Annotated in this window: 7 protein-coding genes; 3 read left to right on the top strand and 4 right to left on the bottom strand. The window is 67.5% G+C overall.

What is annotated here, in order from left to right; translation table 11 throughout:
* Positions 1–4 precede the first annotated feature (4 nt).
* The gene (locus HUA75_RS08015; protein ID WP_174486015.1) at positions 5–1,243 is read right to left on the bottom strand and encodes an MxcI; all 1,239 of its coding nucleotides are present in this window, start codon (positions 1,241–1,243) and stop codon (positions 5–7) included.
* Positions 1,244–1,776: 533 nt separating this feature from the next.
* On the opposite strand from HUA75_RS08015, the gene HUA75_RS08010 reads away from it, so the two are divergent.
* Together HUA75_RS08010 and HUA75_RS08005 are read left to right on the top strand one after the other, a co-directional pair.
* On the top strand, positions 1,777–5,583 hold the full coding sequence (locus HUA75_RS08010) for an Ig-like domain-containing protein (RefSeq protein ID WP_174486014.1): 3,807 nt from the start codon (positions 1,777–1,779) through the stop codon (positions 5,581–5,583).
* A 178-nt stretch (positions 5,584–5,761) separates the two neighbouring features.
* Positions 5,762–6,238, top strand: a complete 477-nt coding sequence (locus HUA75_RS08005; RefSeq protein WP_141641246.1) for a GNAT family N-acetyltransferase — start codon at positions 5,762–5,764, stop codon at positions 6,236–6,238.
* Positions 6,239–6,342: 104 nt separating this feature from the next.
* On the opposite strand, the gene HUA75_RS08000 is transcribed toward HUA75_RS08005, so the two are convergent.
* Positions 6,343–8,223 carry a hypothetical protein gene (locus HUA75_RS08000; protein WP_174486013.1) on the bottom strand — a complete coding sequence of 627 codons (1,881 nt, stop codon included), beginning with the start codon at positions 8,221–8,223 and terminating at the stop codon, positions 6,343–6,345.
* A gap of 352 nt (positions 8,224–8,575) precedes the next feature.
* Here HUA75_RS08000 and HUA75_RS07995 point away from each other — a divergent pair, with 352 nt between their 5' ends.
* Positions 8,576–10,441 (top strand): Hint domain-containing protein, encoded by a 1,866-nt coding sequence (locus HUA75_RS07995; RefSeq protein ID WP_246137791.1) that lies wholly within the window; start codon positions 8,576–8,578, stop codon positions 10,439–10,441.
* A 751-nt stretch (positions 10,442–11,192) separates the two neighbouring features.
* On the opposite strand, the gene HUA75_RS07990 is transcribed toward HUA75_RS07995, so the two are convergent.
* Positions 11,193–12,668 (bottom strand): hypothetical protein, encoded by a 1,476-nt coding sequence (locus tag HUA75_RS07990; protein WP_174486012.1) that lies wholly within the window; start codon positions 12,666–12,668, stop codon positions 11,193–11,195.
* Between the two features lie 272 nt (positions 12,669–12,940).
* The gene (locus HUA75_RS07985) at positions 12,941–14,569 is read right to left on the bottom strand and encodes a hypothetical protein (RefSeq protein WP_254627458.1); all 1,629 of its coding nucleotides are present in this window, start codon (positions 14,567–14,569) and stop codon (positions 12,941–12,943) included.
* Positions 14,570–14,648: the final 79 nt, after the last annotated feature.

The raw sequence follows: 14,648 nt of genomic DNA, 5'->3' as shown, positions 1-14,648 counted from the left end.
GCGCTCAGCGGATGCGAGCGACGTCCAGGACGAAGCCGGGGAACGAGATGCTGGGCTTGGGGGCGCCCGAGGACAGCTCCATCAGCGTGGAGGTGGAGTAGGTAGCCGCGCTCTGGCTGACGAAGAAGCTGGAGCCTGACGTGAGCGTGAAGCCGCTGTAGGCCCCGGGCGCGGCGTCCACGCGCGAAGGGGCACTCAGCGTCGCCAACGGCACCTGCCACCAGCTCCACCCCTTGCTGTACCACTCGCTGTAGGTGGTGCCCGGCGCCGACGGGGTGATGGTGGTGTCCGCCACCTGGAGCCACGCGGTGCCGTTCTCCGTGAGGGCGATGATGGTGCCCACATTGTTCTCGCCGAGCGCGGAGGCCACGCTGCCGACGAAGCCCGTGTCGAAGGTCTGCTGCCCCGCCGGGATGCGCAGGAAGCAGTCCTGCTGGCCCGCGTCCTGGGCCCCCTTGACCGCGTAGCCCAGGCCGTTGATGACGCCGCTGAAGAAGTAGAGCGTGTCGCCCTGCCGGCCCGTCTTGGTGAGGTCGCGGCAGCGCTCGTCCGAGGACCAGCTCAGCGCGTCCGTCGCCGTGTCGATGCGAACGAGCACCGAGCCCGGAAGCACGGTGTCGTACGTCGACGTCGACCAGCCCACCGCGAAGAACGCCTCGCCCTCGCGGGTGGCCCACTGGCTCAGCCCCGTGACGTAGCCCGCCTTGGTGAACTCCGCCGGCAGCGCCAGCGTCTTCTCGACCGCCATCTCCGCGGGGTTCCAGACGATGATCTGCCCCTGGGCGTCGTCCTTGTAATACGCCTTCGTGGCGCTCACGAAGTGCACGGCCTGGGCGCCCATCCGCTTCACGCCGAGGTTCTGGAACGAGATGCTGGCACCCGGCGTCAGCGCGCCGTCCTTCACCTCGTAGCGGGTGATGGTGGGAGACTCTCCGGCGCCAATGGCGAAGAAGCCCACGCCCTTGGCCGCGTAGAGCCGGGGACGGCCCGGCAGCTCCAGCGACTTCGAGTAGTCCAGCGTCTTGGGCTCGTCCAGGGAGTCGACCAGCGTGAAGTAGTTCATCCGGCTGCCGTTCGTCTCCACGGCGGAGTGCACCAGGTACAGCGCGCCCTCCTCGCCTCCACCCGGCCCCCCAGGGAGGGTGGGCTCATCGTCGCCGCACGCGGACAGGAACAGGGCGGCACACGCCACGAGCCCCTTCGAGAAACCGCCCTTGCCAATCCTCAGTGCTCCGCGGTGCATCGCGCTCTCCTCGAACCTGGACCGGCCTCCCAGCGCTGTCCGTCAGCACCGTGAGATCCGGTCAATTCCCGATATGAATTTGAGACTCAGTATCAAAATCAATACAGGCGCGCTGGAGTAGCCCTCTCGCAAGCCAGGTGTCAAGCAACGTCAGGGAGGAGGACAGAACAGACACGAGGACCCACTCGGCTTGTCGCGGGTATTCCTCGATATCGGTGGCCGCGGAGGACTGGGAGTGGAGGGGGCCGCACGCATGGCATCACCCGGCGGGAGCGGAGCCGTGGGTGGAGGGGGCACTTCAACCCTGGTCCGGTGTGCCCGAAGGTGGCTTCAGCAAACAGGGTTTGGACTCCGCGGGTTGCCCGCGACATGGGGCCCCCGAGGCGTCGAGCGGTCGCAATTGAACGGGAGTTCGTGCGACCTCACGCATTCCTTACGTTCTTACTGATGCAGCTTGATTGCGAATGAGGGGGCGACCTGTTCGCCTCTCGCCGCGCCATGCCCGCACCCCAATGACCTTCGATACCACTTGGATGAGATGCGCCCTCGCCGTCCTTGGCCTCTGGGCATTCACCCCCGGCTGCAAGAACGCCGAGCCCGGCGACGAGGACCCTCCCATCTCCATGGACGGAGAGCCCGACGCGGGTGGCTCCGATGGAGGCGTGAACCCCGATGGAGGGCCCGTCGATGGCGGCCCCCAGACCTCGGACGGCGTGGGCTTCATCGACTACACGCTCCCCTCGGCGGACATGGAAGCCGTGCCCCTGAACGCGCGCGTCATCGTGGCCTTCACGGAAGTGCTCGAGGCCACTTCGGTGAGCGCCACCAGTCTCACGCTGTCGGAGAACGGCGTGGCGCTGGAGGGCGCCGTGAGTCATGACGCCGCCACCCACACCCTGAGCTTCGTCCCGGCGCGGCCGTTCACCGCCGACTCGCTGGTGACAGTCGCGGTTTCCACCGGGCTGCGCACCGTGACGGGTAGGTCCCTGCCCGCGCCCCACGTCTTCGTCTTCTCCGTGGGGAAAGAGAGGGACACGACGCCACCGACCGTACTGACGACGCTGCCTTTGGACAACGCCGCGGGCGTGGCACCGACGCGTCCCGTGTACGTCATCACCTTCCGCGAGCCGATGGACCCCCGGTCGCTCACGGCCGAGTCGCTCCGGTTCGAACAGGTGCTGGGAGCCAATCCCGCCGCCCCGCTCTCCGGTGTCATCTCCTACGAGCCTCGGACGCAATCGGTGTACTTCCGCACGAGCCCCGCTCCAGCTCCCGGAGCCCGTGTCACGGGCGCGCTGTCCACCCAGGCGAAGGACCTCGCGGGCAACGCGCTCGTCGCGGCGTACTCGTTCTCATTCGCGGTGACAGCGTCGAGGGACACCTCGCCCCCGCGCGTGCTGGGCACCTTGCCCGTCTCGCAGACCGTGGGCGTCGCGGTGCGGTACGCCCCTTTCACCGTGAGCTTCGATGAGCCGCTTCGGCCCGAGTCCGTGACGACGGATTCCGTCTACCTGGAGGAGCTGAACGAAGCGGGGACCCAGGCGGTGCGGCGTGTCGCGGGCACCGTGCGGTATGACGACGCGAAACTCCAGGCCGCCTTCTCTCCGAGCGCGCCCTTGAAGTACCAGACCCGCTACCGGGGTCGGGCTCGCGCCGTGGAGGACCTCGCCGGAAACTCACTGGGGGTGTTCAACGGCTTCGACTTCATCACGGAGCTGCCGCCCGCGCCTCCGACGGTCCGTGGCGCATTGCCTGCTCCGGACATGCGCTTCGTCTCACTCGGAGGCCCGCTCCGCGTGAGCTTCGACCGCCCCCTGGACCCGGCCACCGTCAACGCGGCGAACTTTGGCGTCGCGGGTGTCACCGGGCTCGTCAACTACGAGGCCTCCACGAATACGGTGGTGTTCCGACCCGTGCCGCCCTTCGCGCCGGCCACGGACTACACGGTGACAGTGAAGGACGTGCGCACGCCGCAGGGCGCCAGCCTCGCTTCGCCCTTCACGTACGCCCTCCGCACGGTGGCTTCGAGGACGAAGGTGAGCGCGGACCTCCCTGGACAGCCCGCCCTGCCAGCGTTCGCCACCGGCCCGCTGGGAACACTGGCCGTGTGGAGCGTGGACACCGGCACGAGCATCCAGGTCCGTGCGGCTTTTGATACCGGCGCGGGCTTCGCGGACTCCACCGTCCTTGGCGAGGCAGGCGCGAACACGCTGCCGCCGGAGGTGTCCTCGTGGGGCAATCGCTTCATCATCAGTTGGTCGGACGCGTGGGCCCTGGGCAAACGCGTCATGCTCTTCGACGGGACGTCGTTCACCTCCGTGACACCCAATGTCAGCGGTGACCTGTTCGGCTTGGGCAACAACCTCTACGTCCTCAACGGGAAGACCTTCAGGGTCCTCAATGGCACCCAGTGGACCGAGGTCCACACGAGCCCGAACCTCGGCTCCCCCATCCTCTCCCTCCTCCAGAATGGAGACGCCATCCTGGTGAGCTCCGGGTGGGGCACGAGCCCCGAGGTCTCGGTCGTCTTCGACGGCGCGCGGTGGTCGGAGTCCTCCGTCATCTCCAACGTGGATGCACACTACATCCGCGTGGGGACGCGCTTCGGCCGGGCGTGGGTGTCCAGCCGAGGCACGGAGTTCGCGCTCTTCAACGCCGACACCCACCAGTGGAGCGCGCCCGAACTCATCTCCTCCACGCAGGCGAGCAGTGTGCGCATCGCCTCGGATGGCAATACCATCACCGCCGTCTTCGGTGCCTCGTCGGGGCTCTTCGGGGCCGACCGCGTGAACGGGACCTGGCAGCCCGCGGTGTTGTTGGAGAGCACTCCAGTCCGGGAGCTCTGGGCGCTCGTCCGGCACCATGGCAACTCCGTCGCGTTGTGGAGCAGCACCGCCACGCAGCTTCACGCCGCGGCGCAGACAGGTGGTTCCTGGGCGTCCGCCTCGAAGGGAGTGGTGACGACCGGTGCGAACCGCGTGCGCGACGTCCGCGCCGCCGGTGACGACCTGCTGGTCCTCACCGAGAGGAACAACGTCGACAATTCCGCGTATGAAATCTGGGGCACCGCGCTCACGTCCCAGGGTTGGCGGCCGAGCGTCCGACTGCGCGACATGGAGAAGGCCGGCGCGAGGCTCGCCATGCAAGGCGCCCGCGTGGGTGCCGTCTTCGCGGCTCCGGGTCTGGTGGCCCTGCGCGCCTATCTGGGCAGCGGACAGTGGGAGGAGAGTCACGCACTGGTGACTCCGGAGCTCGTGGGCAGCGTGCGCAACCCGTCGGTCCACTTCGCCGCCGACGGCCATGGCGCCGCCGCGTGGGAGCAGTTCGAGGCGGGGGCGTGGAGCATCCTCCTCGCAGAGTTCGACGGGACGGCCTGGCAAGAGCCCGTGCGCGTGGCACGAGGTGGCTCCAGGCCTCGCGTGGCCGTGGACGACAACCTGGCCGTCGTCGCGTACCTCCAGGCTGGAACCACCGGCAATGTGGAGGCCTGGAGGGTGACGCACGAGGCCGGCGTACCAGGGACGCCCCTCAAGTTGGACAGCGTGGCGGCCACCTACGCCAACGCGGACCTCGCCCTGGCCCATGGCCCCAGCGGCTTCATGGCCGTGTGGGGTGACCTCGAGATTCGCTCCGCCCAGAGCGTGGATGGACAAACCTGGTCCGCGCCGGTGACCGCCATCCCTCGCGCGGTGTCCGGTGGGAGCGCGACCCGCCTGCGACTCGTGGTGGCGGGCACCTCCTACGCCATATCGGTCCAGCGTGGCGGGAGTTCGTTGAGCGCGAGCGTCCACGCAGGGGGCGCCTGGCAGACACGGGCCGATGCGACCGCGTCGAACACTGCGCCTGACTTCGCCGCCGACGCGAGCACCGTCATGCTGCTGACCGGCTTCGAGAACGAGTTCCGGTACCTCGTCCACAACGGCACCGCCTGGTCCGCGCAGCGCACCCTCTCCTCTCCCGCGGACGGCAAGGGACTCTTGGCCGCATCGCCCCAGGGACTGCGGCTCCACACAGGCATGAGCTGGTGGAAGTGGAGCGGGTCGGAATGGGTGAAGGAGGCAACCCAGGTCAGCCGCCCCCACGCCACGGGCTCCTTGCGGTGCGACACGAAGGGCTGTGGACTGGCGACAGGACCTGTCTTCGGGACGCCGGTGAACCTGGCGCTGTCCTACGCGCCGGGCACGAGCGCATTCCAGCAGGGCGCCTCGCCCCACGAGCCGTCCCAGCCCGTCATCGACGGCAGCGTGAGCTGGGACTTCGCGGCGGGCTCCTACCGAGCCACCTGGCTCCAGCCCGCGCAGCAGGGTGTGCACGCGCTCCACGCCAGCACGGGCCTCTAGATTCCTCCAACCTCCACGAGGATGCGCCGAAGCTGCGCGCGTCCTCGCCCAATGGTCCCAGTGCGCGCCGCGTGCCCTGGTACCGGAGCTGGCGCCACTTCCCTGACTCGCGCGACAAACCCGAGCGAGGAGATGGGGCGGCGGCCATCCCCGGCCGGACATTAGGATGTGCCGGGTGATGGTCATCGAACCGGCCCGATTTCCCGCGGATGTGTCGCTCGTCCAGACGCTGTGGCGTGAATACGCCGAGGGCCTGGGCTTCGACCTGGGCTTCCAGGACTTCGAGTCCGAGCTGGCGGGACTGCCGGGTAAGTACGCACCACCGCGCGGGCAGGTGCTGCTCGCGCGGCGAGAGGACCGGGCTTTGGGGTGCGTGGCATTGCGGCCGCTCGACGCCGAGACGTGCGAGATGAAGCGGCTGTATATCCGGCCCGACGCGCGGGGCGAGCAGTTGGGGCGGCGGCTGGCCGACGCCATCTGCGACGAGGCGCGCGCCACGGGCTACCGACGCATCTGCCTGGACACCCTGCCCCACATGGCCGCGGCCGTGGGGCTGTACACGTCCATGGGGTTCCGCCCCATCGCGCCCTATGTGTACAACCCGCTCCCGGGCGCGCTGTTCCTCGGGAGGGAGCTGGTGGATACGCCCTCCTGAGGTGTGTGAATCATTGGCGTCGCTCCGGAACAAACGACACAGTCCAGCGCTCCGGGCGCGGTCCAACGGGGTTGGACCGCGCCCGGCCGCTCGAACGCGAAGCCTCAGCGCCGGCGCAGCACCGCGCCTTGCGCTCCGACGGTCCACGCCTCCGTACGGGTGCTCCATGCGCCCACCAGCCGCTGGGTGGTACCGCTCGCCTGCCGCTGCCAGCGCGTCCCGTCGAAGTGCAGGAGCACTCCGTTGTCACCCACGGCCCACACGTCGTTGTTGGCCGCGCCCCAGACATCCTTGAGCGCCGCGCCCTGCGCGCTGGTGGTATCCGCGAGGAGCACGGTGCCATCGTAGTGCACGATGAGTCCCTGGTCGCCCACGGCCCACACGCTGTCCGGGTCCGCGCCCCACACGCCTCGCAGCGTATGTGCGGGCACCACCGCGACGGAGACCCAGTCCGCGCCGTTGTAGTTCTCGAACGTGCCCTCCGCGCCCACGGCCCACGCATACTCCGGCGTCAACATCCAGACGTCGTGCAGCTCCACCTCACTCTTGCCAGCATCCAGCCAGAGCCGTCCCCGCCACACCGCGCGCCGTCCCGCCGCGCCGACAATCCATATCTCCGTGTTGCTCGCGCCGTGGATGGCGCGGGCGACCAGACCGTCGGGCAGCGGGAAATTCTCCCACGTCTTCCCGTTCCAGCGATGCGCCTGGGTGCCCACCGCCCAGACCTCCTCGGTGCTCGCGGCCCACGCGGCGACAATCGGCTCGGGCGGCGCCTCCATCGAGCGCCACGTCTGCCCATTCCACAAGAGCGCCGCGCCCGTGGTGCCCGTCCTTCCGAAAACCCAGACATGGTCGGACGCCGACCCCGTGATGACGCTCCACTTCGCCGAGGGCGCAAGGTCCCTGGTCAGCAGATGCCAGCCCCCGGCGTTCTTCACCATCAGGCTCCCGCGCGCCCCCGAAACCCAGACGTGGTTCGAGTCCGTGCCGGAGATGGCGAGCAGGTCCTCTCGAGTTCCCGTGTCGACCACCGACACCGCCTCACCGTTCCAGTGCAGCAGCGTGCCCTGCGCACCTACGAACCACACGTCATCCGGTCCACTCCCCCACACGCCGTGCAGACGGACGGCGCGGGGCGACTGGAGTGACACCCACCCGGAGCCCACCCAGCGAGCAATCGCGCCCGAGGTCGCCACCGCGAAGCCCGTGTCCTCGCCCGGAGCCACCCACAGCGACGTGTAGTCCTCACCCGCCGCTCCGGGGCCGGGCAGCAACCCCGCACCGCTCCAACCCTGTCCCCGCCAACGCGCCAGCCCCTGACCTCCCGCCAGCGCCCACACATCCCCCGACGAACGGCTCCACGGCGCCGACAGCGTCTGGCTGGCGAGCCCTTCGGCCGGCTGCCAACCCGTGGCCGTCAATCGCCACACACGGCCGTTCGGAGCCTGTGTGGTCGGTGCCTGCGTAAGCCACCCCTCGGTCCTAGAGGACACGCTCAACCCGCTCACCTGTCCCGCCTCCCCCAGCGAAACCCGCCCCCAACCCTGTCCATCCCACCGGGCCAGATCCGCCGAGTCGCCGCCAATCCAGACATCTTCCCGACTGGAGCCAGACAGCAGCAAGGGGCTACCAGAGACCCCCGTCTCCCGGAGGTCCCATGACTGGCCATTCCAGCGCAGGGCGTGATTCCCGCTCGCAACCCAGACGTCAGAAGGGCCCGCGACCCAGACAGCCTGGAGGGACTCTCCGGAAGGTATGGGATTGTCCCAGCACCACTGGGCCGGCGTGCACGCGCCCATGACGGTGGGGAGCGGTCCGCCATCCAGGGGATTTCCACCATCCGCGCCAGCGTCCGAGGTGTCTCCTCCGTCAGGGCCCGAATCAGGTGTCGCACCATCGGGGTTTCCACCATCCGGCCCCGCGTCCTCCCCGTCCGAGCAGTTCACCAGTGGCGCGGTGGCGAGCGCCACGACCAGCCAATTCATGACCAGACGCCCTAAAACCGAGGACTGACGTGAGCGTTGGCCAATGGACGCTGCAAGCATGGGGTCTCCGGATGAAAGGCAAACTTCATGGACTACGCATCCAGGTGCTATTGCCATTGAAAGGACTGACAAATCATTATGCCATAAATTCTAGCAAGTCTATTCTTTCAGCTCTGTCGAAGAGTTGTATGGATTATGGATGCGGGGGGACTCGAGCGGCACGGGAATTTGCCTGTGCCGCGAGTCAGCAGCACCGCCTCCACCCTGAATCCAGGAAGACGCGCCGGTCACGTGCCCGTGGCCTGCCCGGCCGGGCTGTGTCTGTCGTCGTGCCGTCAAACCGGAGGAATCAATGCACAAGGCAGGAATGAAGGTCGCACGGATGCTGCCGTTGGCAGGAGTGATGCTGCTGACCACGGGGTGGAGCAACACCCTGACTCCCCCGAAGGAGGACCGCGCCAACGCCCAGCAACTGGTGGAGCGCTATGATGAGGCCGTCAAGGATTCCGGCGTGTATCGCGTCGACCTGGACCTGGCGAATGATGGGGACTGGAACTTCCTCGTAGGCCGGCTGACGTCGGCCGGGAAGAGTGAGCGCAACGCGCCGGAGCTGTTCCGTCGGCTTGGCTTCATGCGCGAGCGTGCGCTGACGCGGCAGGCGGCCGGGCCGCAGCCGGCGAACCTGGAGGAGGGCGCGTGGTGCAACCACTTCCTCAAGTACAGCCAGGACCCCATCTCGGCCAATGGCTACACCACCTTCTTCCCCGTGGTGGAGGTGGCGTGCAAGGACGGCGCGGACTACGTGTACGCCGACCTCTTCAACTACGACACGAACGTGGCGGAGACCAACTCCGTGCTGCTCTCCTCCGCCTCCGGCGAGGAGTACGGTGACGGCAGGGCCTTCGACGACGTCCGGGCTCCGGCCACCGTGGCCACCGGCAAGGGTCGCGTGCTGCGCATGGAGTCGCTGCTGATGGCGCTGGGTGCGACCATCGACCAGACGTCCTACCTCGTCGAGCGCGGAGCCGCGGTGAATCTGCCGCCGAGCATGTCCTTCACACACCCGCGCAAGGTGATCCCCAACACCGCGAACGCGGAAATCTATGCCTGCCAGCTTCGCGGTGGGAATGACTGCGACTACGCGGTGGCAGGCTATCAGAACGGCTCCTTGCTGCCTTATCCCCCCGCGCCCGCGGGCGTCGCGGCCAGCTATTCCGGTTCGCCGGGCATCCTGAACCCCGCGGACTACTGGCTGTTCAACGCGCCCTACAACTACCAGAACCTGTATGTGCCCATCCGTGGCGTGCTGAACGCCGGTGCGGAGAACAACTTCCAGTGCGTGCTGTCCAAGGTCGACCGGGCACGTATCCAGCTCATCACCCAGGATACCGCTCGTAGCTGCGTCTACGCGAACCAGGCGGAGTTCATCGCGTCGCTGCCGCTCGGCGCGAACCAGACGCCACTCAACGTGCTGACGAACATGAACTGGCTGTTCAACACCACGGGCAATGGGCCCAGTGCCGCCAGCTGTGGAACGGACCAGATCGTCAACGAGTTTACCCGCTTCTCCATCACCATCACCGGCAAGGTGCGCTGCAACGGCGTGGAGCTGCCGATATTCGTCGTCTACCCGAGGGGTGGCTCGGGCGTGCCGGGCAACATCTTCTTCCGCAACAGCTGCATGGCCTCTGGCACGCAGGTGAAGCTGGCCGATGGCCGCGTGGTGCCGGTGGAAGAGGTGAAGATGGGTGACAAGGTCCTCGCCAACGAGCAGGGCACGGCACTGACGGTCACGGACATCTCCCGCGGCAACGAGGTCAAGCCGATGCTGCGCCTGCGCGACAGCGCGGGCCACGACGCGACGCTCACGGAGATGCACCCGGTCATCATGTCCACGGGCGAGGTCGTCGCCGCCAGGGACCTGCGGGTGAAGGACCAGGTCCGCACCGAGAAGGGCACGGCCACGCTGACCTCCATCACCCAGGTGTCCCCGGAAGGCCAGCGCGTCTACAACCTGGCGCTGGGCACGGACACGGAACTGCTGGCGGTGAAGAAGAACGGCCGCACTCTCTACGCGGGCGGCTTCCTCGTTGGCGACCTGCGCATGCAGGACGCGCTCACGCTGCCCAAGCGCGAGCAGGTCTCCATCCTCCAGCGGCTGCCCAAGGCGTGGCACCAGGACTTCCGCAACGGCATCAAGCCGACGGTGGCCCGCTGATGGCCGCGAGCCCCGGAACACCCTGAGGTGACCCCCGCCACGGTGTCCGCCGTGGCGCACGGGGCTCGAGGTGAACGAGGGGTCGCCGGGGAATCGGCGGCCCCTCGATTCAGCGACGCTCCTTCAGTCCGCGTCTCTCCGCGTAGACGCGACTCCAGGAGATGGGGGGCAAAAATCCTGGCGAGTCTTCAGTGAGTCGAGTCGCGCGCCGCCAGAGACCATCCATGCGAGCGTGAAGCCGCCGAGGGCCTGGGCTTCGAGACCTAGGCTTGGAGATCGCTCAGCGGCTCCAGCAGACATTGATGGCGGGACTCCCACAATAGCTGTTCGCGACATTCCGGCACTGTTCGTAGGGGACCCCTTCGCCCATACACATCCAAGGGAACCCCGGAGTGCAGATGAAGCAACAGCGGCGTCCACCCGCCTCCCATCCCTCACACAGTGCGGCCTCCACCGTCCCCACGTCCGGATCCAGGGGAGTCATCACCTCCTGCTCGCCCACACCACCACAGGCCGCCAACAGCCCAACCGCGCCGGAACGTACAATCCAAGCCATTCGCTTCACGGGGGTGTCCTTTCGGAGTGCGCCGGAACAGGACCGGCACCGGCCCATGAAAGCCGAGGCCTCCGGGTTTGACCATCCCTGGCAGTAACGCTCGGGCAAGGCCATCTCGAGCGGAGGGGATGCAGACCGCGAGTGGGTCCGAGCGCTGATGGATGAACGCGGTGATGGGTGCGGCTCGAGCTCCCCTCAGTCGACACGCGTGTAGAGGGAGGCGGCGCGCCTCAACCGTTCCATGGCTTCGGCATCGAGCTTTCGCTGGCAGCTCAGGTGAAGGCCCCGGTCACTGAACCGCACCGCCGCGCGAAGGATTGTCACGAGCGATTCGACGTGCCGCTCACTCACCAGCGTCGCCTGGACAGGCACTTCCGCGCCGAGGTCCACCGAGAGTTTCCAGGCTCCAGCCAGGGCGGCATCGAAGCGTTGCAGCCTGGGAGCCAGGGAAGAATCGGCACAGAGGACCACCGTGCCCGGCTCAGCCCTGGAGAACTCCAGCCAGGACAGGTGCGGCAGGGCGGCCAGTGCCTCGAACAGCCCAGGCCCGCGTGCGCCCGTCACCTCCAGGCGCCGCACCGGCAACGCGTGGGCGCCCAGCTCACGCGCCAGAGCCTCCGAAACGTTCCTCAACCGCGTCACGCCGCGCAGGTGCGGATGGGCAAGCCACCGGCTCCAATGCACGGCGGGGCCAGTCCAGTCGGCAATGCCGTTCCAGTCGATTTCCTCCACCGTGCCCCAGGCCGGTCCTGGCGCGGGCGCTCCCTCCATGACGTTGGATTCCATCATCCGGACCGCCACCGGAAAGCCTCGTGCGAAGCGTGCATACCCTCGCTCGATGACGGCCCCCAGCGGGGCCTCCCACTTCTCCCTGTTCGCCACCAGCAACTGAGTGATGCGGTCCTCGTCGGGCACCTCGGCGTATTGGAGCACGATGAATTCACCCAACGGGTCGCCCAGTTCGAGCAGTTGGTCGGCCAGCACTCTCCGCGAGGAGTCATCCTCCGGCACGGCATGGATGCGAGCGAGCAGCACATCCCGGGTGGAGGAGATCCGTTGCTCCACGGCCGTGCGCGCGTCGATGGCCTCCCTCAACGCCTCACACCGCGCCTGGGTCTCCTCGTCGAGAATGGGAGGGACCCAGCCAGTCCCCAGTCGGATGACGATGTCGAGCTTCTCCGCCACGAAGAACAGCTCGGCGGGGAGTCTCACTCTCAGCGCATGAAGGACGTTCACGTCGTAGGGCGGCCCCACGTGCATGAACAGGCCGCACAGCTCGTCCAGGACCTGGGAGTGCCTGGCCACCGGCATGAGCGCGATGGCGAGCAGCGGTTGAATGAGCCGGGGGTCCGCGGCCCGCTCTCGAAACTTCGGGATCTGCCGCGCGGTCTCTTGCCCATGACCCTGCCGCGCATGCGCCAGGAGCGGCATCAGCTCCCTCGGCAGGTCCATCAGATGCCTCGGATCCCGCTTCTGCCACCAAGAGGCGTTGACGTCGAGCGGAGTGAGGCCGACCACGAGGCGGTCCGAGAGCTGCTGCGCGAGCGCGATGATGGGCTCCGCGCGGGCCTCAGCCCAGGCCTCCAACAGCCTCTGGAGCGCCTCCTCCTCCTCGTGCCGCTCGAAGGACTCCGTCGCGCGAGCCAGGAGCTCGTTCAGGATGTGGCTCACTTCGCCAGCATAGCCCTTTGCGCAGCGCCCAGTCGTCGAGGCCCAGGACTCGAGCGGGGCTGGCAGGAAGCAACGGGGCGCGGCGAATCAGCCGCAGGAGGGGATCGAGACTGGTGGGCGTGGCCAGGGGCTTGAGCAGCCTGGCCCCGGCTTCTGCTCCCGCTGTGATTGCAACGGAGCACCGCTCGGTGGCCAGCCGGCGTGGCCGGTGCGCCTGCGCGGACAGCAGGCGCACCGGCCGCTCCGTGAACGTGCGGCGGGGAGCGCGAGCGTTACGGAAGTGGCGGAAGCGCGATGCGCAGCTTGACCCACTCGTACTCCTTGACGGTCTTTCCAGCCACCTGGACGTTCTTGCTCTTGGAGCCGACCACGGAGAGCTTGAGGGGACTTTCAAACACCGCGTGCACATTGGTGTTCGTGGCGATGAAACGCGCCAGCGTCAACGTCCCCATGACCATGACAGTCGGGCAGTCCGCCCTCAGCTTGCACGTGGGAGCGCGATACACAATCACCGTGCCGCCCTCGATATCGTTCGCGCTGTTGAGGCGCGCCTTCGGTACGACGATGAACAGCCGATTCTTGCCGTCGGGAGTCTCCCAGACCGCGCCCAGCTTGTGGTCGATGGGGCTGTCGGGCTTGTTGGCGTTCACGTCCACGGGCCGGAGGATGACCTCGGTGAAGCGATCGCGCTCGAGGACCGCATTGACCTGGGTGAGCTCCGCCTTCTTCGTCCATCCCAGCCAGTGGAGCTGCGGGAGGTTGTAGTTATCCGACGGGAATCTGCCCATGAACGTGCTCGCGTCGCGGTACTCGATGGGCTTGTTGGTAGAAGGATCTCGCGCGTTGCCGTGCGCGAGGCCGAGGATGTGCCCGGTCTCGTGGACGTAGGTCCGGAACAGGTTGTCATTGAGGTAGATGTTGCCCCCGGTGGCGTGCGAGATGGAGCAAAGCCCGGTGGGCAGCACATACACGGTCATGAACGCGGTCGCGCTGACCTGGGCGACGGCCTGTTCCTTCGCCTTCCCGCAGTTGCTGCTCGTCACCTGCACGGTCTGCGTGCCGATGATATTCCGGTGCACCTGATTGCGAGACGCGACCACGAAGAAGTCGTACATATTGTGGACGTTGGCCATGATGGAGCTCATCGATGGCGTGGTCTTGCCCGCGAGCGCGACGCGAACGACATTGACCCTGTGCGTACTGTTCACGACGCCCAATCTGGGATTGTAGTTCCTGACACACTCCGACTCCCCGACGGCGCAGGTGTAGTTGTAATCGGATGGTGGCACCTCGGCGTCCGCGATCCGGAACGACTGCACGTTGCCGTCCGCGCTCGCGCCCGACTCGAACGAGGTATCACAGAGGCTCGCGTCGGATTGGACGGTGACCGAGTCCCCGGTGCAGCCCGTGCCGGCATGGAGCGTCACGGCCTTGCCGGACGCCACGTTGACGTAGGAGGCGCCAGCGGCTGGCTCAAGCGAGTAGCAGCCATTGGCTTCGGCCCCCTGAATCACCTGGGAACTGCTGTTGCAGCTTTCGCGCAGGCGGACTTCCATCGAGCGAGGGGTGCTCAGGTACTCGCGCATCGTGGGCCAGTTGGCCGCCGTGCAGTTCCCGGACTGCACCTCATCGAGGAAGTAGCCATCCTCGAGCGCCGGGTGATTGTAGGTCGCGCACGTCTCCCACAGCTCACTCCAGTGGTCCCAGTCGCAGGTCCCCGCGTTGACATACGTCTCGACACACTCGAGCGACGCCATGAGTTCAGGCGAGGTGATGGCCTGGCGGGTGGACCCGATAGACGCCTCGGTGCCGGTGCCACCGGGCTGTTCGTGGGCGGGCTCCTCCCACTCTCCTGCATTGCATCCTGCGACCAGAACTCCGCACAGCAGGACGCCTGTCATGGACAGCTTCTGCATACTTCTCCCTCTCGCGGCCCATGGCCGCATGGCGCTGCGCATCATTTGCAGTGAAATGGCTGTT

This window comes from Myxococcus sp. CA040A, from assembly GCF_013336725.1.
GTDB lineage: Bacteria > Myxococcota > Myxococcia > Myxococcales > Myxococcaceae > Myxococcus > Myxococcus llanfairpwllgwyngyllgogerychwyrndrobwllllantysiliogogogochensis.
This window is presented reverse-complemented; position numbering and strand designations above follow the sequence as displayed.

Bases quoted from the DNA above. Each gene is read 5' to 3' on its own strand.
- HUA75_RS08015 (WP_174486015.1), bottom strand. From the start codon at position 1,243: ATGCACCGCGGAGCACTGAGGATTGGCAAGGGCGGTTTCTCGAAGGGG.
- HUA75_RS08010 (WP_174486014.1), top strand. From the start codon at position 1,777: ATGAGATGCGCCCTCGCCGTCCTTGGCCTCTGGGCATTCACCCCCGGC.
- HUA75_RS08005 (WP_141641246.1), top strand. From the start codon at position 5,762: ATGGTCATCGAACCGGCCCGATTTCCCGCGGATGTGTCGCTCGTCCAG.
- HUA75_RS08000 (WP_174486013.1), bottom strand. From the start codon at position 8,223: ATGAATTGGCTGGTCGTGGCGCTCGCCACCGCGCCACTGGTGAACTGC.
- HUA75_RS07995 (WP_246137791.1), top strand. From the start codon at position 8,576: ATGCACAAGGCAGGAATGAAGGTCGCACGGATGCTGCCGTTGGCAGGA.
- HUA75_RS07985 (WP_254627458.1), bottom strand. From the start codon at position 14,569: ATGACAGGCGTCCTGCTGTGCGGAGTTCTGGTCGCAGGATGCAATGCA.